The sequence below is a fragment of the Pseudomonas cremoricolorata DSM 17059 = NBRC 16634 genome (assembly GCF_000425745.1).
GTDB lineage: Bacteria > Pseudomonadota > Gammaproteobacteria > Pseudomonadales > Pseudomonadaceae > Aquipseudomonas > Aquipseudomonas cremoricolorata.
On sequence record NZ_AUEA01000017.1, the window covers coordinates 50,648 to 68,600 of the forward strand.

At 66.3% G+C, this 17,953-nt stretch carries 16 protein-coding genes; 8 read left to right on the forward strand and 8 right to left on the reverse strand.

The window, feature by feature from the left end:
• Positions 1-36 precede the first annotated feature (36 nt).
• The 3 genes from H618_RS0117940 to cysZ form a co-directional block, all read right to left on the reverse strand.
• A complete protein-coding gene (locus tag H618_RS0117940) occupies positions 37-408 on the reverse strand; it encodes a hypothetical protein (protein ID WP_028696380.1) in 372 nt (123 codons plus the stop codon).
• Between the two features lie 111 nt (positions 409-519).
• Positions 520-735: a TIGR02450 family Trp-rich protein gene (locus H618_RS0117945; RefSeq protein WP_028696381.1), complete on the reverse strand. Its 216-nt coding sequence runs from the start codon at positions 733-735 to the stop codon at positions 520-522.
• Positions 736-761: 26 nt separating this feature from the next.
• Positions 762-1,526, reverse strand: coding sequence for a sulfate transporter CysZ (gene cysZ / locus H618_RS0117950; RefSeq protein WP_028696382.1), 765 nt, complete (start codon positions 1,524-1,526; stop codon positions 762-764).
• A gap of 325 nt (positions 1,527-1,851) precedes the next feature.
• Here cysZ and trxB point away from each other — a divergent pair, with 325 nt between their 5' ends.
• Positions 1,852-2,814 (forward strand): thioredoxin-disulfide reductase, encoded by a 963-nt coding sequence (gene trxB / locus H618_RS0117955; RefSeq protein ID WP_028696383.1) that lies wholly within the window; start codon positions 1,852-1,854, stop codon positions 2,812-2,814.
• Positions 2,815-2,862: 48 nt separating this feature from the next.
• Here trxB and nadC read toward each other — a convergent pair whose 3' ends face one another.
• Positions 2,863-3,711, reverse strand: a complete 849-nt coding sequence (gene nadC, locus H618_RS0117960; RefSeq protein WP_028696384.1) for a carboxylating nicotinate-nucleotide diphosphorylase — start codon at positions 3,709-3,711, stop codon at positions 2,863-2,865.
• A 225-nt stretch (positions 3,712-3,936) separates the two neighbouring features.
• On the opposite strand from nadC, the gene H618_RS0117965 reads away from it, so the two are divergent.
• The 3 genes from H618_RS0117965 to ampE all read left to right on the forward strand — a co-directional run bounded on the left by H618_RS0117965 (position 3,937) and on the right by ampE (position 7,569).
• A complete protein-coding gene (locus tag H618_RS0117965) occupies positions 3,937-6,078 on the forward strand; it encodes a DUF1631 family protein (RefSeq protein ID WP_028696385.1) in 2,142 nt (713 codons plus the stop codon).
• 97 nt (positions 6,079-6,175) lie between these two features.
• A complete protein-coding gene (gene ampD / locus H618_RS0117970) occupies positions 6,176-6,742 on the forward strand; it encodes a 1,6-anhydro-N-acetylmuramyl-L-alanine amidase AmpD (protein WP_028696386.1) in 567 nt (188 codons plus the stop codon).
• Complete coding sequence (gene ampE, locus H618_RS0117975) at positions 6,739-7,569, forward strand: regulatory signaling modulator protein AmpE (protein WP_028696387.1); 831 nt, start codon at positions 6,739-6,741, stop codon at positions 7,567-7,569. Before ampD ends, ampE begins: the two co-directional genes overlap by 4 nt.
• A 6-nt stretch (positions 7,570-7,575) precedes the next feature.
• Here ampE and H618_RS0117980 read toward each other — a convergent pair whose 3' ends face one another.
• Both H618_RS0117980 and cra read right to left on the reverse strand, forming a co-directional pair.
• The gene (locus H618_RS0117980; RefSeq protein ID WP_028696388.1) at positions 7,576-8,358 is read right to left on the reverse strand and encodes a TatD family hydrolase; all 783 of its coding nucleotides are present in this window, start codon (positions 8,356-8,358) and stop codon (positions 7,576-7,578) included.
• Between the two features lie 2 nt (positions 8,359-8,360).
• Positions 8,361-9,356, reverse strand: coding sequence for a catabolite repressor/activator (cra, locus tag H618_RS0117985; protein ID WP_028696389.1), 996 nt, complete (start codon positions 9,354-9,356; stop codon positions 8,361-8,363).
• A gap of 328 nt (positions 9,357-9,684) precedes the next feature.
• On the opposite strand from cra, the gene ptsP reads away from it, so the two are divergent.
• From ptsP to H618_RS0118000, 3 genes are read left to right on the forward strand one after another with little or no spacing between them, the layout of a single operon-like run.
• The gene (ptsP, locus tag H618_RS0117990) at positions 9,685-12,546 is read left to right on the forward strand and encodes a phosphoenolpyruvate--protein phosphotransferase (protein ID WP_028696390.1); all 2,862 of its coding nucleotides are present in this window, start codon (positions 9,685-9,687) and stop codon (positions 12,544-12,546) included.
• Positions 12,546-13,493 carry a 1-phosphofructokinase gene (gene pfkB / locus H618_RS0117995; RefSeq protein WP_028696391.1) on the forward strand — a complete coding sequence of 316 codons (948 nt, stop codon included), beginning with the start codon at positions 12,546-12,548 and terminating at the stop codon, positions 13,491-13,493. The genes ptsP and pfkB overlap by 1 nt, the downstream gene beginning before the upstream one ends.
• A complete protein-coding gene (locus H618_RS0118000; RefSeq protein WP_028696392.1) occupies positions 13,490-15,235 on the forward strand; it encodes a PTS fructose-like transporter subunit IIB in 1,746 nt (581 codons plus the stop codon). The genes pfkB and H618_RS0118000 overlap by 4 nt, the downstream gene beginning before the upstream one ends.
• A 7-nt stretch (positions 15,236-15,242) precedes the next feature.
• Here H618_RS0118000 and H618_RS0118005 read toward each other — a convergent pair whose 3' ends face one another.
• Entirely contained in the window at positions 15,243-15,461 is a 219-nt protein-coding gene (locus H618_RS0118005) for a DUF3820 family protein (protein WP_028696393.1), read from the reverse strand.
• Positions 15,462-15,660: 199 nt separating this feature from the next.
• On the opposite strand from H618_RS0118005, the gene H618_RS23520 reads away from it, so the two are divergent.
• The gene (locus H618_RS23520) at positions 15,661-16,257 is read left to right on the forward strand and encodes a ferritin-like domain-containing protein (RefSeq protein WP_028696394.1); all 597 of its coding nucleotides are present in this window, start codon (positions 15,661-15,663) and stop codon (positions 16,255-16,257) included.
• On the opposite strand, the gene H618_RS0118015 is transcribed toward H618_RS23520, so the two are convergent.
• The gene (locus H618_RS0118015) at positions 16,254-17,753 is read right to left on the reverse strand and encodes a sensor domain-containing diguanylate cyclase (RefSeq protein WP_028696395.1); all 1,500 of its coding nucleotides are present in this window, start codon (positions 17,751-17,753) and stop codon (positions 16,254-16,256) included. The two genes, H618_RS23520 and H618_RS0118015, sit on opposite strands and share 4 nt — an antisense overlap.
• Positions 17,754-17,953 lie beyond the last annotated feature (200 nt).

Consider the following 17,953-nt stretch of genomic DNA (forward strand, 5'->3'; position numbering starts at 1 on the left):
TCAGGCCCGCTGCGCGCGGGCCTGATGTGACAGTGTTCAGCCTTGCAACTGGGCGTGGACCTGAGCGACCACGTCCATGGCCTGATCGAGCGGCAGTTCGTCACCGACCCGATGGCCGTCGTCGAATGACGACTGCACGTAGAACAGCCCCGAGTATGCGTCGCTCGGAGTGGGCAGATCACCGTGCTGCACGGCATTGACCACGACATCCACCAGCGAGGCCGAGTCGATGACCATGCCATTGCCGTCATGGCTGTTGAGGAAGATCTGCGCTGCTGGCGTGGTGACACCGGCTTCACCGAGTTTCTCGTCAAGGCGCCAGCTTGCCTTGTGTTGCAGCACACGCAGCCCTTGCAGGTGTTCAGGAATGTCGGTGAGGTCGAGGTAGTCGCGTGGATCGTCGGTCATGGTGGTTTTCCTGTATGGGTGGCTGGCGGCGCAAGTGCCGCCAGGCGCGCATTGAAAACCGCATGCCAGCGCGCAACGCGGTAGATGTGTCTCAGCCGCGCTCAGCCACCACTATCTCCAGCCCATCGCCCACACCTGCGCGTCGCGCAGTACCCGCCAGTCGAGCCACTCGCTGCGCCCGCTGTGCACGGCCTGCAGTTCCACGCGCAGCAGCACGCCCGCTTCATCATGCTCGAGGTCTGTCACCAGAAAGTGCTTTTCACGGTTCACCGGCTGCGTCGCGGTCCATTTCGACAGTTTGAGTTTCGCGGGGTTGAAGCGATTCATGGGAAGCTCCTGCGGGCGCGCCAGGCTCAGGGGCGCTGATCGGTCGTTTTGACAACGCGGGTATCACCTTTCTCGCGCACCCAGAACAACGTCGCCCCGGCCACTGCCGCCGGCATCATCAGCACGTTGACACCAGGAATCAGCAGGGCCAGGTAGGTCACGCCGCCAAAGCTCAGCGACTGCCAGCGCTTGCTGCGCAGCCAGGCGAGCATGTCTTGCCAGCTCATCTTGTTGTTGTCGGCGGGGTAGTCGATGTACTGGATGGCCATCATCCAGATACCGAAGATCAGCCACAGTGGTGCGGCGATGACGTTCACCACGGGAATGAACGACAGCACGAACAGGCCCAGCGCGCGGGGCAGGAAGTAGCCCAGCTTGCGCATCTCGCGGCTGAACGTGCGTGGCACCATCGCCACCAGTTCACCCCAGCTGAATGGCGGGAAGGTGTCTTCGCCGCGGGCGACCACTTCGACTTTTTCCGCCAGAAAACCGTTGAACGGTGCGGCGACGATGTTGGCCACCAGGGTGAAGGTGAAGAACACCATCAACACCACCAGCATCACGAACAGCGGCCAGAGGATATAGGTGAGAAAGCTCAGCCACTGCGGCAAGGCGGGCATCAGCGTATCGACCCACAGGCTGAACTGATGGCCTGCGAAGTACACCAGGGCGCCGAACAGCAACAGGTTGACGGCCAGCGGCAGCAGCACGAACAGGCGCAGGCCGGGGCTGAGCACCAGCCTCAGGCCTTCGCGCAGGTATTGCGGGCCGGACAGAACGGGGGCGGACATGGACAGGCTCCATCGAAAGGAAAAACGCGCTGACCTTACCGAGTTTGGCCGAGGCGGGGAAGGTGTTCGCCCAGGCTGATCCGGCCGGGTCAGGCAGCATTGGCAGGGTTTTGAATGACTACAGCAGTACATAGAGCTTGTCTATAAGGTGGATTGTCTAAGGATATTTCCTTAATCTCTGCCACCTCGATACAGTCCGCCCCAATGCATTCTTGCGGGCCTGTGGGTGAAGGTCTTCCTTCGGCGCTGTACAGGCCCCTTTCAATTCCAGCCCTGTCTGACCGGCTTGCCCGCCGGTCGATGGCAGGTTCCACAGGAGTTCGTCATGTCTGAAGTTCGTCACTCGCGCGTCATCATTCTGGGTTCCGGCCCCGCCGGCTACAGCGCTGCGGTTTACGCTGCGCGCGCCAACCTCAAGCCGCTGCTGATCACCGGCCTGCAGGCGGGCGGCCAGCTGACCACCACCACCGAAGTCGACAACTGGCCGGGCGACCCCCATGGCCTGACCGGCCCGGCACTGATGCAGCGCATGCAGGAACACGCCGAACGCTTCGAGACCGAGATCGTCTTCGACCACATCAACGCCGTCGATCTGGCCAGCAAGCCCTACACCCTCACCGGTGACAGCGGCACCTACAGCTGCGACGCGCTGATCATCGCCACCGGCGCCAGCGCCCGTTACCTGGGCTTGCCGTCGGAAGAAGCGTTCATGGGCAAGGGTGTTTCGGCCTGCGCCACCTGCGACGGCTTCTTCTACCGCAACAAGCCGGTGGCTGTGGTCGGTGGCGGCAACACCGCCGTGGAAGAAGCGCTGTACCTGGCCAACATCGCCAGCAAGGTGACCCTGGTCCACCGCCGCGATACCTTCCGCGCCGAGAAGATCCTGATCGACAAGCTCAACGCCCGCGTGGCCGAAGGCAAGATCGAACTCAAGCTCAACGCCACCCTCGACGAAGTGCTGGGTGACAACATGGGCGTGACCGGTGCGCGACTGAAAAACAACGATGGCAGCTTCGACGAAATCACCGTCGACGGCGTGTTCATCGCCATCGGCCACACCCCCAACACCTCGCTGTTCGAAGGTCAGTTGACCCTCAAGGACGGCTACCTGGTGGTCAATGGCGGCCGTGAAGGCAATGCCACAGCCACCAATGTCGAGGGCGTGTTCGCCGCAGGCGACGTGGCCGACCACGTCTACCGTCAGGCGATCACCTCGGCCGGTGCTGGCTGCATGGCCGCGCTGGACGTCGAGCGCTACCTCGACGGCCTGGCCAACGCTTCGTTCTGATCGGGCGCCGACGGCGGGTGACCACCGCCGTCGTGCCTTGAGGCAGGGTTACAGGCTCAGGCGCATCGACAGGTCGACCGCCTTGACGTCCTTGGTCATGGCACCGATGGAAATGTAGTCCACCCCGGTTTCGGCAATCACCCGCAAGGTTTGCTCATTGACCCCGCCACTGGCCTCCAGCCTGGCCTTGCCGGCAGTGATACGCACCGCTTCGCGCATGTCATCCAGGCTCAGTTCGTCGAGCATGACGATATCGGCCCCCGCTGCCAGCGCTTCACGCAGCTCTTCCAGGCTTTCCACCTCGATTTCCACCGGCTTGCCCGGGGCGATGCCGTGTGCGGCCTTGACCGCAGCGCCAACCCCGCCGCTGGCGGCAATGTGGTTTTCCTTGATCAGGAAGGCGTCGTACAGGCCGATGCGATGGTTGTCGCAGCCGCCGCAGGTCACCGCATACTTTTGCGCCAGGCGCAGGCCCGGCAGGGTCTTGCGGGTGTCCAGCAGGCGCACCCCAGTGCCTTCTACCAGGCTTGCCAGCGCGGCCGCCCGGGTGGCCACGCCCGACAGCATCTGCAGAAAATTCAGCGCCGTGCGCTCGCCGCTGAGCAGCGAGCGGGCCGGGCCTTCGAGGTGGAACAGCGCCTGATTGGCCTCGGCGCGCTGACCGTCGACTACCTGCCAATGCACCGCTACGCGCGGGTCGAGCTGACGGAACACGGCGTCGACCCAGGCGCTGCCGGCGATCACGCATGCCTCACGGGTGATGATGGTGGCCTTGGCCAGGCGCTCGGCGGGAATCAGCTGGGCGGTGATGTCGCCGCTGCCGAGGTCTTCGAGCAGCGCGCGGCGCACGTTGGCTTCGATTTCGGCAGTCAGGTCGGCGAGGCGTAGGTTCGGCATGGTCGGCTCCACAGGCTAGGTGGCGGCGATTATAGGGCAGGGGGCGGGTGTGTACACCCGCTGGCCAGGCAACCTTTGGTCTGGCCAGGGGAGCAGCGGGAACGTTTTTCGGTCAATCAGTATCGAACCCCGCAGCGGTCGCTCTATGTCTTTGAAAAACAGCAACACCTGCGCCGGCGCGCCGTCACGGATTGACCCCCGCCCATGAACAGCAAGGAGCTTGAAATGCGCCACGAAGGCAACGTTATCCCTCTGACTTCGGCCATCGACCGACGTGCCGCGCTGCTCGCGCCGGGCCTGCCGCTGCTGATGCTGAGAGTGCGCGACAAAGCCGCTGTGCAATTGGGTAACGGCTTGCAGGCGCTGTTCGACGCCGCCGACGAAACCTTGCTCGAGCGTGTCGACAAGGCCGACGCAGCCGAGCAGCCTCGCTATCTGCAAGCGGTGCGCGAGGTGCGCTTCAAGCGCAAGCACATCGAGCTGGGCGTGCTCGACCAGTTCCACGAGGCCTTTTCGCGACTGACTCAGGGCCATGGCATGGCCTTGCTCGACGACGCCCTGCTCCAGCGCAGCGCCGGCACGGCGCCTGCGAGCGACGACGCAGCGGATGCGGCCATGATCGAGCGCGCCATGCTGCGCGACGGCGCCGCGCTGGAGCAGCTCAACGCGCGTTTCGAGGCACTGCTGGAATTGCCGTTGGAGGTCAGCCAGCGTAACCCGCTGAGCCCGGCGTGGCTGTGCCGCAGTTTCGTCGAGGTATGCACCGAGCGGGCTATCGATTCTGCGAGCACCCAGGCACTGCTCGTGCTGTTCGAGCCGCACGTGCTGCGCCGCATGGGGCCGTGCTACGCCGAAGCCAATCGTCTGCTGGTCGGCGCCGGGGTGTTGCCGAGCTTGCCGCTGGCTGCGGATCAGACCCCCGTCGAACCGCGTGGGCGGTTGATGCCGATGCCGAACGATTCGCGCAGCGCTGCGCAGCTGGCCGCTGGCGAGGCGCTTTTCGCTGATCTGCAACCCTTGCTGGCACCCTTGCGCGGGCAGTTGACGCCACGCCTGCGCTCCCCCGAACAGGTGCCTGCGGTAGCCGCGCACGATCTGTCGCGCATGCTCTCGCACCTGCAACGGCATGCCAGTGCCGCTTCCAGTGACCTGGGCGACGAGTTGCAGGCCTTGCTGCTGAAGATCACCGCGCGCAGCGGTCAGCGCCGCGCGCTCAGCCATGACGATGAAGACACCATCAACCTGATGGCGCGTATCTTTGCCGCCATCGAACACGACGCCGACCTGCACCCGCGCATGCGCGCACTGCTGGCTCGGCTGCACTTGCCGTTGCTCAAGGTCGCGCTGCTCGACAAGAGCCTGCTGAGCCGTTCCAGCCATCCGGCGCGGCGCTTGCTCGATGAGCTGGCGGCCGCAGCGATTGGCTGGCAAGCCGATGACCAGGCGTCCGACGACTTGTACCTGCGCCTGGACGGTGCGGTGCAGCGGGTGCTCAACGACTTTGCCGACGATGGCGCCGATGTGCAGAAGCATCTCAATGCCTTTGTTGCCCTGAGCCTGGAAGAGCGTCGGCGCAATGATCTGCTCGAGCAGCGTGCGCGCGACGCCGAGCAGGGCAGGCTGCGCATGCAGCACGCGCGTCAGGCGGTGGAGGCGGCGCTCAACCAGCGCCTGCACGGTCGCGCGGTACCGAGCGTGGTACTCGAGATGCTGGCCCAGGCCTGGAGCCAGGTGTTGCTGATGGCCTGGCTCAAGCAGGGCGAGTCGTCGCCGGCCTGGCACAGCGCATTGCGCACCGTCGATGACCTGCTGACCAGTGTCGTGCCCAACGCACCGGCCAGCCGGCGTCTGGTGGCCAAGGTACCAGCGCTGCTCAAGGCGCTGCGCGAAGGCCTGAACAGCGTCGCCCTCGATTCCTCGAGCCTGCGCGACTTTTTCGTACAGCTCGAACGCCTGCACCTGCAGGCCTATCGCTCGCCCGCGCAGCCCGCCGCCAGCCACGGCCCGTTGCGCCTGATCACCGTTCGCCGCTCGATTCGTCTGGCCGAGCAACCGACGCCGCCAGGCGCTGTGTTGCTGGAGGCCGATGATCCGGCGCTCAAGAGCCTGCAACAGCTGCGCATTGGCACCTGGATCGAAGTACGCCAGCGCGCCACGCCCATGCGCTGCCGGTTGCTGGCCCGGGTAGAAGGCAGCGACCGCTACGTATTTGCCAATCAGGCTGGGGTGAAGGTGCGCGAGTGGCGCCGGGCTGAGCTGCTCGAGGCGCTGCAGCGAGGTGAGGTGCGCTTGCTGGAAACCGGGCGAGTCTTCGAACGTGCGCTGCAACTGGCCCTCAAGCAATTGCGCGCCGGGCCGCTGCACTGAACTGACAGCGCCGCGCAGATGGCCGGCGGCGATGATTCCCAGGGTAAAGGCATCGCGGCATACTGGGCGCCCCATCGCGTCTTTCAGGTATGCCCCCATGCAACTGGACCGTGACAGCGGCTGGTTTTCCGGCGTCAGCCATTGCCCTTCGCCCAACTGCAACGCCCGTCCTGCGGGCGAGGCAGTGTCCTTGCTGGTGATTCACAACATCAGCCTGCCACCCGGCTGCTTCGGCACCGGCAAAGTCCAGCAGTTCTTTCAGAATCGCCTCGATCCCAGCGAGCACCCGTTTTTCCAGACCATCGAGCACCTGACGGTCTCGGCGCATCTGTTCGTCGAGCGCGACGGTGGCGTCACGCAGTTCGTGTCGTTACTCGACCGCGCCTGGCATGCCGGGGTGTCTCGCTTCGCCGACCGCGAGGGGTGCAACGACTTTTCCATCGGCATCGAGCTCGAGGGCACCGATGTGCTGCCTTACAGCGATGCGCAGTATCAGGCACTGGCGCGACTGACCCGGCAGATACAGGCCTGCTGGCCGGCTATCGATGCCTCGCGCATCTGCGGCCACAGTGACATCGCGCCGCAGCGCAAGAGCGATCCGGGTCCGGCATTCGACTGGTCGCGCTACCGCGCCGGGTTGACCCAAGAGGAGGGCAGAGCATGAGTTTTCTGGTGTTGGTGCTGGTGCTGTGGATCGAAAAGTTCTCGGCCCTGCGCCGGCGCGTGCAGCGCGACGGGTTCTTCGTTGGCGAGCTGCTGCGCCTAGAACGCGGGCGCCAGCCTCGGCCGTGGCTGACCCTGGCGATCTGCGTGCTGGCGCCGGTGCTGCTGCTGGCGTTGCTGCTTCATGTGTTGCAGCCGGTCGCCTACGGTTTGCTGGCCTTGCCGGTGCACCTGCTGGTGTTGCTGTACAGCCTGGGCCGAGGCGATGCCAAGGCTGCGCTGGGGCCACTGCGTGATGCCTGGCGGCGCGGCGATGACCAGGGCGCCCTGCATGTCGCCGAACGTGACCTTGATCTGCGCGCCGAGCAGCCTGGCGAGCTGTCGCGCCAGGTGCAGGGGCACCTGCTGTGGCAGGCGTACCAAAGCTTCTTCGCGGTGATCTTCTGGTACTTCCTGCTGGGCCCGGCTGCGGCGCTGGCCTACCGCCTGCTGGCGCTGACCCTCGAACATAGCCGGCAGGTGACCGTGCAGGCCCTGGCCGAGCGCCTGCGGCACTGGCTCGATTGGCTGCCGGTACGTGCCTTGGGCATCAGTTTCGCTCTGGTCGGCAACTTCGTTGCGGTGAGCCGGGTGATGCTGCATGAACTGCTCAACGGCCAGCTGCGCGCCGAGCCGTGGGTGGCGCAGTTGGGCCGGGTGGCAGACGACATTCCTGAGCACGACAGCGCCGATCAGGCCAACCAGCGCCTCGACAGCCTGTGGGACCTGCTGCTGCGCAGTGCCGTGCTGTGGTACGTGGCGTTCGCCTTGTGCACGTTGCTTGGCTGAGGGGGGTCAATCGTCCCAGCCGAACAGCGCCCGGGCGTTGGCGCTGCTGGCCTCGGCCAGGCGCTCGCGCTCGATGCCCATCACCTCGGCCAGCGCGGTGGCGATATCGGGCAGGTGCAGCGGGCTGTTGCGTTGCGCCGGAAACATCGCCGGGGCCATGTCCGGGGCGTCGGTTTCCAGCACGATGCTGTCCAGCGGCAGACGCGGCAGGGTTCGCCGCAGGCGCAGCGCCTGCGGCCAGGTCGCGGCGCCGCCCAGGCCCAGTTTGAACCCCAGCTTGATGTACTCACGCGCCTCTTCGAAGCTGCCGGCGAAAGCGTGCACGATACCGCCGCGCGGCAGCCCATGGCGCTTGAGCGTGGCGATCACCTCGGCATGGCTGCGGCGCACATGCAGCAGCGCGGGCAGCTCGAATTCCAGCGCCAGTTGCAATTGGGCTTCGAACCAGTACTGCTGGCGCTGACGGTCGAGCTCGGGCAGGTAGAAGTCCAGGCCGAACTCGCCGACCGCGCACAGGCGTGGATCGCCCCGGTGGCGCTGCAACCAGCCGCGCAGTTGCTCGAGGTGCTGATTCTGATGCGCCTCAAGGTACACCGGGTGCAGGCCCAGCGCCGCATGCAAGCCCGGGTGGGCGCAAACGGTATCCCACACCCGTTGCCAGTTGGCCTGCTCGACCCCCAGCACGATCACCCGCTCGACCCCCGCCGCCTTGGCCGCGCTCAACAGCGATTCGCGATCGCTGTCGAAGTCGGGAAAGTCGAGGTGGGTGTGGGTGTCGATCAGGCGCATGTTCAGGCGCTGCGGATACGTTGCTTGAAGGTTCGCGGCACCGCGTGCACGCCCGGCTCGTAGCGCTTTTCTTCGATGGCGGCCAAGGCCAGTTCCAGCGCAGCGGCGGCGATCAGGCCATGCTGCTGGGCCATGGCGTTGACCGGCAGCGGCAGGAAGTCGAGCAACTGGTTGTCGCCGAAGGTGCCCAGCTGCACATGCCGTCCGCTGCCGGAAGGGCATTGCAGGGCATCGAACACGCCTTGCAACAGCACGTAGGAGGTGGTCACCAGCGCATCGGGCAGGCCGCCCAGTTCATCGATCAACTGGTCCATCAGGCGCTGACCACAGGCGCGGCTGAAGGCTTCGCCCGCATAGCGGCGCACCTCGCCATCGAACCCTTGCAGGGCGCTGTCGAAGCCGGCTGCGCGGGCCTGGCTGACCGACAGTTCCGGGCGCGCGCCGATCAGCGCAATGCGCTGCGGGGCGCTGTCGAGCAGGCTGCGGGTCAGTTGCAGGCTGGCCTGGTGGTCATCGCTGACCACCGAGCAGAACTGCGCGGGGTCGAGGCTGCGGTCGATGCCGATCACCGGCAGGCCGTTGGCGAGCACCTCGCGGTAGCTGTGATCGTCCGGCGGCAGGCAACTGGCGACGAACAGCGCATCGCAGCGGCGGGCGCGGAACAGCTGTTGCAACTGCCGCTCGCTGTCGGGCTGATCGTCGCTGCTGGCGATCAGTAGCTGATAGCCACGAGCCCGCGCGCCGGCCTCGAGTTGCTTGGCGATACGCGCGTAGCTGGGGTTTTCCAGATCGGGCAGGATGAAACCGAGGGTGCGCGTATGGCGGCTGCGCAAACCGGCCGCTTGCGGATTGGGCATGAAGCCATGGGCCTGGACCACCGCCCGCACCCGTTCCACCGTGCTGCTGCTGATGCGCTGCTGCTCGGCCTTGCCGTTGATGACGTAACTGGCAGTGGTCACTGACACTCCAGCCAGACGGGCGATATCGCTGAGTTTCACCGAAGGTTCCTTCTTATGAACGGGCTGGATCCGCAGCCGTGCCCGCTAGTGTTACCCAGACACGCCAGGGTGCGCAGACGACCAACGTCGCAATTGTCCGACAGTCTGGGGCTTTTTCGCCGCCAGATTATCGAGTAACGTGGCCGCCGGTTCAGGTTAAACGTTTCAGCGGGTGATTACTGCCAGGTTTTTAGCCCTTCTGAAACGCGATGGCACGGCGCGCGGCCCTATTGCTGACTGGCACACTGCCTGCTCTGCGCCATCATCCATACTCATGCATCCACAACAATACCTCGGCCCCGGCGCGGGGCTGCAAAAGGAGAAGGTCATGCTCGAGCTCGTCAAAGAGCAGATAGCGATGGGCCAGGTAGCGGCTGACAAATCCCAGGCCCTGGGTCTGCTGGCCGAACGGCTGGTGGCCGATGGACTGGTCGCTGAAGGCTATCTGCAAGGTCTGCAGGCCCGCGAAGCGCAGGGCTCGACCTTCCTCGGGCAAGGCATCGCCATTCCCCACGGCACACCGCAGACCCGCGACCTGGTGTTCAGCACCGGCGTGCGCCTGTTGCAGTTCCCCGAGGGCGTCGACTGGGGCGACGGCCAGATCGTCTACCTGGCGATCGGCATCGCCGCGCGTTCCGACGAGCACCTGCGCTTGCTGCAACTGCTGACCCGCGCCCTGGGCGAGACCGACCTGGCCGAGGCCCTGCGCCGCGCCAGCTCCCCCGAGGCGCTACTCAAGCTGTTGCAAGGCGCCCCGCGCGAACTGGCGCTGGATGCGCAACTGGTCAGCCTCAACCTGCCCGCCGACGATTTCGACGAACTGTGCTGGCGCGGCGCGCGCCTGTTGCGCCGTGCCGGCTGCGCCGAAGCGGGTTTCACCGCCGCGCTGCAACAGGCCGAACCGCTGCCGCTGGGCGATGGCCTGTGGTGGCTGCACAGCGAGCGCCACGTGCTGCAACCGGGCTTGGCCTTCATTACGCCGCAGCAGCCGCTGCGCTACCGCGAGCAACCCCTGCGTGGGCTGTTCTGCCTGGCCAGCCTGGGCGCCGCGCACCAGGCGCTGCTCGAACGGCTCTGCGAAGTGCTCATCGAAGGCCGCGGGCAGACCCTCTACCAGGCCACCAGCAGCCGCACCGTACTGGAAGTGCTTGGCGGTGAAGTCATCCCGGACTGGCCCAGCGCCCGCATCGTCCTGGCCAACGCCCACGGCCTGCATGCGCGGCCGGCCAAGGTGCTGGCGCAGTTGGCGAAAAGCTTCGACGGCGAGATTCGCCTGCGCGTGGTCGACAGCGGCGAGGCCGCGGTTTCGGTGAAGAGCCTGAGCAAGCTGCTCAGCCTCGGCGCCCGCCGCGGCCAGACCCTCGAGCTGCTGGCCGAAGCGCAGATCGCCGACGACGCCTTGCCGGCGCTGCTGCAGGCCATCGAGCAGGGCCTGGGCGAGGAAGTCGAGCCAGTGCAGGAGGCGCAGGTCGATACCGCGGTTGCGCCCGTTGCGGTGGTGGCCGAGGTGACGGCGCCGGCGGCCGGCAGCGTGATTCAGGGCGTGTCGGCTTCACCGGGCATCGCCACCGGGCCGGCGCACGTGAAGGTCGAGCGCGACATCGACTATCCGCTGCGCGGCACCTCGCCGAGCGAAGAGCGACTGCACCTCGAACAGGCCTTGGCGGCGGTGGATGACGAGCTGCAAGCGCTGATCGCACGCAGCGACAAGGCCATCGGCGAAATCTTCATCACCCACCAGGAAATGCTCGCCGACCCGGCCTTGGTCGATGAGGTGCAGCAGCGTCTTGCCGAGGGTGAAAGCGCGCCAGCGGCCTGGATGGCGGTGATCGACAGCGCCGCCCGGCAACAGGAAGCGCTCAACGACACCTTGCTCGCCGAGCGCGCCGCCGACCTGCGCGACATCGGCCGGCGCGTGTTGCAGCAGCTGTGCGGCGTGCAGCAGGCCATCGAGCCGGAACAGCCCTATGTGCTGGTGATGGCCGAAGTCGGCCCGTCCGATGTCGCCCGTCTCGATCCTGCGCGGGTCGCCGGTATCGTCACCGCCTACGGCGGGGCCACCGCGCACAGCGCCATCGTTGCCCGCGCGCTGGGCATTCCGGCAGTGGTCGGCACGGGCGCGACGATCCTTGCGCTGCAAGCGGGCACGGCATTGTTGCTCGACGGCCAGCGCGGGCGGGTCAGCGTGGCGCCGTCTGCCGCCGAAATCGAGCAGGCCCTGGCGGAGCGCGATCGCCGCGAGCAGCGCTTGCAGGCGGCCTGGGTCGACCGTCATCAGCCCGCGGTGACCCGCGACGGTCATGCCCTGGAGGTGTTCGCCAACGTCGGTGAGACCGCGGGTATCGACAAGGTCGTCGAGCAAGGCGCCGAAGGCATTGGCCTGCTGCGCACCGAGCTGATCTTCATGGGCCACGCCCAGGCGCCGGATGCCGCCACTCAGGAGGCCGACTACCGACGTGTGCTCGACGGCCTCGGCGGTCGCCCGCTGGTGGTACGCACCCTCGATGTGGGCGGCGACAAGCCGCTGCCGTACTGGCCCATCGCTGCCGAAGAGAACCCCTTCCTCGGTGTGCGCGGCGTGCGCCTGACCTTGCAGCGCCCGCAGATCATGGAAGAGCAACTGCGCGCCCTGCTGCGCGCCGCCGACAACCGCCCGCTGCGCATCATGTTCCCGATGGTCGGGCAGATCCACGAATGGCGCGAAGCCAAGGCCATGGTCGAGCGCCTGCGCCTGGAGATACCGGTGGCCGACCTGCAGGTCGGGATCATGGTCGAGGTGCCTTCTGCCGCGCTGCTGGCGCCGCAACTGGCCCGCGAAGTGGACTTCTTCAGCATCGGCACCAACGACCTGACCCAATACACCCTGGCCATCGACCGCGGCCATCCGAGCCTGTCGGCCCAGGCCGACGGCCTGCACCCGGCGGTGCTGCAACTGATCGACATGACCGTGCGCGCCGCCCATGCCCACGGCAAATGGGTCGGGGTCTGCGGCGAACTGGCTGCCGATGCCCAGGCGGTGGCGATTCTGCTGGGCCTCGAGGTGGATGAACTGAGCGTGGCCGCGCGCAGCATCGCCGAGGTCAAGGCGTTGATCCGTGAAACCGATTTCCAAGCCGCCCGCGCCCTGGCACAGGCCGCCTTGCAACAAGACAGCGCCGCCTCGGTGCGCGCGCTGGTGGAGCACAACTGATGGCCAAGATCCTGACCCTGACCCTCAACCCGGCGCTGGACCTCACCGTCAGCCTCGACAGCCTGCGCCCCGGCCAGGTCAACCGCAGCCACGCGCAGCACAGCCATGCCGCCGGCAAGGGCCTGAATGTCGCGCAGGTGCTGGCCGACCTTGGCCATGAGATCAGCGTGGCGGGCTTTCTCGGCCGCGACAATCTGCAACCGTTCGAAGCGCTGATCGAGTGGCGCGGCTTTGCCGACCACTTCGTGCGCGTGCCGGGCGAGACCCGCAGCAACCTCAAGCTGGTCGAAGCCGATGGCCGGGTCACCGACATCAACGGCCGAGGCCCTGAAGTCGATGTCGCGGCGCAGAGCGCGCTGCTGCGGCGCCTCGAGCAGTTGACGCCCGAGTTCGATGCCGTGGTGGTGGCCGGCAGCCTGCCGCGGGGCATCACCCTCGCGTGGTTCGAGCAGTTGCTGCAACAACTGCGCAGGCAGGGCGCGAAGGTGGTGCTCGACACCAGCGGCGAGGCACTGCGCGTCGGGCTTGCCTGCGCGCCATGGTTGGTCAAACCCAACTTCGAAGAGCTCGCCGAGGCGCTCGGTCAGCCGGTGCCCGATGCCGCTGCCCGCCAGGCGTTGGTGCAGCGCCTGCTGGACGCGGGCGTCGAGCACCTGGTGTTGTCCAACGGCGCAGAGGGCCTGAGCTGGTATTCCCACGGCGCGACGCTGCATGCGCAGCCGCCCGCCGTGCAGGTAGCGAGCACCGTCGGCGCCGGCGATTCGCTGGTGGCCGGCATGCTGCATGGGCTGTTGCAGGACGAGCCGGCCGCGCAGACCTTGCGCCGCGCCACCGCCATCGCCGCGCAGGCGGTGACCCAGGTCGGCTTCGGCATCCGCGACCGCGAACAACTGGCGCGTCTGCAAGCGGCCGTGCACATCACCGAACAACCCGAGGCCCGCCGATGAATATCGCCATCGTTACTGCCTGCCCCAACGGGCAGGTCTCAAGCGTACTCAGCGCACGCCTGCTGACTGCCGAAGCGCACCGTCGCGGCTGGAGCGTCAGCGTCGAAGTCGCCGACCCCGAGCACCCCGAGCAGCGTCTGAGCGAAGCGCAGATCGCCGCGGCCGACTGGGTGCTGGTGATCGCCACCGGCGCGCTGGATGTGCAGCGCTTCATCGGCAAGCGCGTCTACCAGAGCACCCCGGCCCAGGCCTTGGCCGACCGTGAGCGGTTCCTCGACGAGGCTGCCGCCAATGCCCAGGTGCTGGACGAAAGCGCGCTGACCAGCACGTCTGCCGAGGCCGCGCCGGCCAGTGCAGCGCCGAAGCTGGTGGCGGTCACCGCCTGCCCGACCGGGGTAGCGCACACCTTCATGGCCGCCGAAGCCTTGCAGCAAGCGGCGGCCTTCAAGGGCTACCAGCTGACCGTGGAAACCCAAGGGTCGGTGGGCGCGCGTAACCCACTGCCGGCCGAGGCCATCGCTGAAGCCGATGTGGTGCTGCTGGCGGCCGACATCGAAGTGCCGACGGCCCGCTTCGCCGGCAAGCGCATCTACCGCTGTGGCACCGGTATCGCCCTCAAGCAGGCCGCAGCGACCCTGGACAAGGCCCTGGCCGAGGGCAAGCAGGAAAGCGCCGGCGCAGCCAGCGCCGAGCCGGCCAAGGCCGAGAAGACCGGGGTGTACAAGCATTTGCTCACCGGTGTGTCGTTCATGCTGCCGATGGTGGTGGCCGGTGGCTTGTTGATCGCGCTGTCGTTCGTCTTCGGCATCAATGCCCACAAAGAGCCGGGCACCTTGCCCGCAGCGTTGATGATGATCGGAGGGGACGCCGCGTTCAAACTGATGGTGCCGCTGCTGGCGGGGTACATTGCCTGGTCGATTGCCGACCGACCCGGCTTGGCCCCGGGGATGATCGGCGGGCTTCTCGCCAGTACCCTGGGCGCCGGCTTCATTGGCGGTATCGTCGCGGGCTTTCTTGCCGGCTACAGCGCCAAGGCGATTGCCCAATGGGTACGCCTGCCCACCAGCCTCGAAGCGCTCAAGCCGATTCTGATCATTCCACTGCTGGCCAGCCTGTTCACCGGCCTGGTGATGATCTACGTGGTCGGGCAACCGGTGGCGGCGATGCTCGAGGGGTTGACGCAGTTCCTCGACAGCATGGGCACCACCAACGCCATTCTGCTCGGGGTGCTGCTCGGCGGCATGATGTGCGTCGATCTCGGTGGGCCGATCAACAAGGCTGCCTATGCGTTCTCGGTCGGTCTGCTGGCGTCGTCCAGCTACGCGCCGATGGCCGCCACCATGGCGGCGGGCATGGTGCCGCCGATTGGCCTGGGTATCGCCAGCTTCATCGCCCGGCGCAAGTTCGCCCAGAGCGAACGTGAGGCCGGCAAGGCGGCCTTCGTACTGGGCCTGTGCTTCATTTCCGAAGGCGCCATTCCCTTCGCCGCCAAGGACCCGCTGCGGGTGATTCCGGCGAGCATCGCCGGTGGTGCGCTGACCGGCGCGCTATCGATGTACTTCGGCTGCAAGCTGATGGCGCCCCACGGCGGGCTGTTCGTCATGCTGATTCCCAACGCCATCAACCATGCCTTGCTGTATTTGCTGGCGATCGTCGCCGGCAGCCTGGTGACGGCGCTGATCTATGCGCTGATCAAGAAGGGCGAACCGGTGGAGATGGTCGTGGCGCCGGTCAAGGGCTGAGGCGACGTCAGCCGCGCTGGCCCCGCAATGGGGTCAGCAGCTCCATCAGGCCGTTGTGGTCGATCTCGTGCATCAACGCCAGCAACCCGCCCAGTTCACCGGGCGGGAAGCCTTTGCGGGCGAACCAGGCCAGGTAGTCCCCGGGCAGGTCGGCGATCAGCCGGCCCTGGTACTTGCCGAACGGCATGCTGCGGGTGACCAGCAGTTGCAAGGTTTCAGGTTTCATCGCTGGCACTCTGAACAGTAAGGCGCCGACCATACTGCAAACTGCACGACCTCCCAACACCGATCATGCATAACGCGACGCATGGCGTTACGCCACTTCCGTATAGCTTGCTGATATTTAAGGGTTTTATGTGGGGCTGAAAGCTGGCACGAAGGCTGCTCCATTCCTAGGACTAAACCAGTGCCAAGGAGTTTGAGCCATGAGCAATCCGAACAAAGATGTAATCGACGTCCTCAACGACCTGATCGAATACAGCAAGGACGGTCAGAAGGGTTTCAAAGAATCGGCCGATGACGTGAAGAACCCGCAACTCAAAGCGTTCTTCGAACAACGCGCCATCGAATGCGGCGATGCCGTCAGCGAGCTTCAGGCCGAAGTCAGCCACTTGGGCGGCGATCCCGAAACTTCCACCAGCTTCTCTGGCGACCTGCACCGTGGCTGGGTCAACCTCAAGTCGCTGTTCACCGGCAAGGACGAAGAGGCGGTGTTGAACGAAGTCGAGCGCGGTGAAGACCATGCGCTCAAGGCTTACAAGGACGCCCGCGAGAAGCTGGTCAAGCTCGGCGCGAGCACCAATCACGCAGCGCCGCTGGGTGCCACCGGCCATGCTGCGCCACTGGGTACCACCACTGCGCCACTGGGTACTACTACCACTGCGCCAGTCGCCGCCACCACCGGTTCTGTAGACACCAACGCGACCAGGGCTTACCACTTGGTGCAAAAGCAACTCGACGGCGTGCAGCGTAACCACGACCAGGTCAAAGCCCTGCGTGATCAGGCCCGCGCTCGCTCCTAAGCCAGCGCACCCTCTACCCGGTTACGGCCTGCAGCCTTAGCCCGGTAGAGCGCTTCATCCGCCAAGCCCAGCAAGGTCGTCAGATCTTGCTGGGTTTGTGCTGTGTGTACGGCAATGCCGATGCTCACCGTAACCGGAGTGCTATCACCGCCGAACGGCGGCAGCGCCGCCACTGCCTGGCGAATCCGCTCTGCCAGCCAATAGGCGCCGGCCAGGTCGGTTTCCGGCAGCACCACCTGAAACTCCTCGCCGCCATAGCGCGCCGCCAGATCGGCAGGTCGCCTGATGCAGCGCTGCAGGGTCAGCGCCACCTCGCGCAGGGCATGGTCGCCGCCGGCATGGCCATGGCGCTGGTTGAAGGCCTTGAAGTCATCGACATCGATCATCAGCACCGCCAGCGGCTGCGCATTGCGCTGGGCGCGCGCCCATTCCTGGCGTAACACCTGATCCAGACGTCGGCGGTTGGCGAGGCCGGTCAGGCCATCGGTGGCCGCCAGCGCTTCGAGGTTCTGTTCGGCCACCTGACGCCGGCGCAATTCGCGGCCCAGCAGCAGGCTCAGCCAGAGGATCGCCACGCACAACACGCCTGTGGCACCCCCGACCAGCATCGCCGTGCGTCGCCAGGGCGCGAACACTTCATCCACTGAATGCACCACCAGCACGATCAGCGGCAGGTCGGCGACCTTGGCGAAGGTGTACATGCGCCGCTCGCCGTTACGTTCTGCCGAAGGGGCGATGAAACTACCGTTGTGCTCGCTGATGATGCGCTGGAAGTTGGGCCGTGCGCCGTAGTTGCTGCCCACCTGCGGGTCGCCCGGGCGGACAGGTTGGCGCGCGAGCAACTGGCCATCGAGGTTGAACAGGTTGACGCTGCTGTCTTCGCCCACGTCCAGGCGCTTGAACAGCTCGTCGAAGTACGACAGGCGCAGCGCCCCGGCAGCGATGCCGAGAAACTCGCCATGCTCGCCGGAAATGCGCCGGGTGAAACTGATGCACCAGTCCAGATCGCCCAGGCGCGCCTTGAACGGCGGACTGATCAACAGCCCGAGCCCCGGCTGGCGCTGGTGCGTCTGAAACGGCGCGGTGTCGGCAAAATTGGCCTGGCGTGGCGTGCTGCTGGTGGAGTCGCCGCGCACCTCGCCGTTGCCATCGAGCCAGAGGATGTCGCCGCGCACTGGCGTGGTGAAGGCCTGGCTGAACAGAATCTGCTGGCGCAGTTCGGGCGGCAGACGCAGCAGCTCCGGGTGCTTGACGCCCCAGATCACCCCGCGCAGCGATTGGTCGTAAAGCTCGACGTTGCGCAGGATGTCGCTTTCGATGAGCTGCACGATGTTGTTCGACCCGCGGATCGCCGCCTGCTCGACGCCATCGCGCTCGCGCGCCAACAGGTAGCCGACGATGCTGACGATGGCCAGCACCGCAAGGCAGCTACCCAGGCTCAGCGACAGCTCCGGACGAGACTTGAACACGGCGAACAAAGCGCTAGGCGAGGGCAACGGCAGGCTCACGGTTCTATAACCCTGCAAAGCGTGCGGGGTTGCGGTGAAGGAAGGCGCCATTCTAGGCAAGCGCAGATTGTCGGACAACCACTACCGGAGCATGACCCAAGGATGTCAATGCGCCTGAGCCACCCTCGCACCAACCGCCGTGACGCCAGCCGCGGCGAAGCGCAACGGCTGCGCCAGGGCGGCAGATG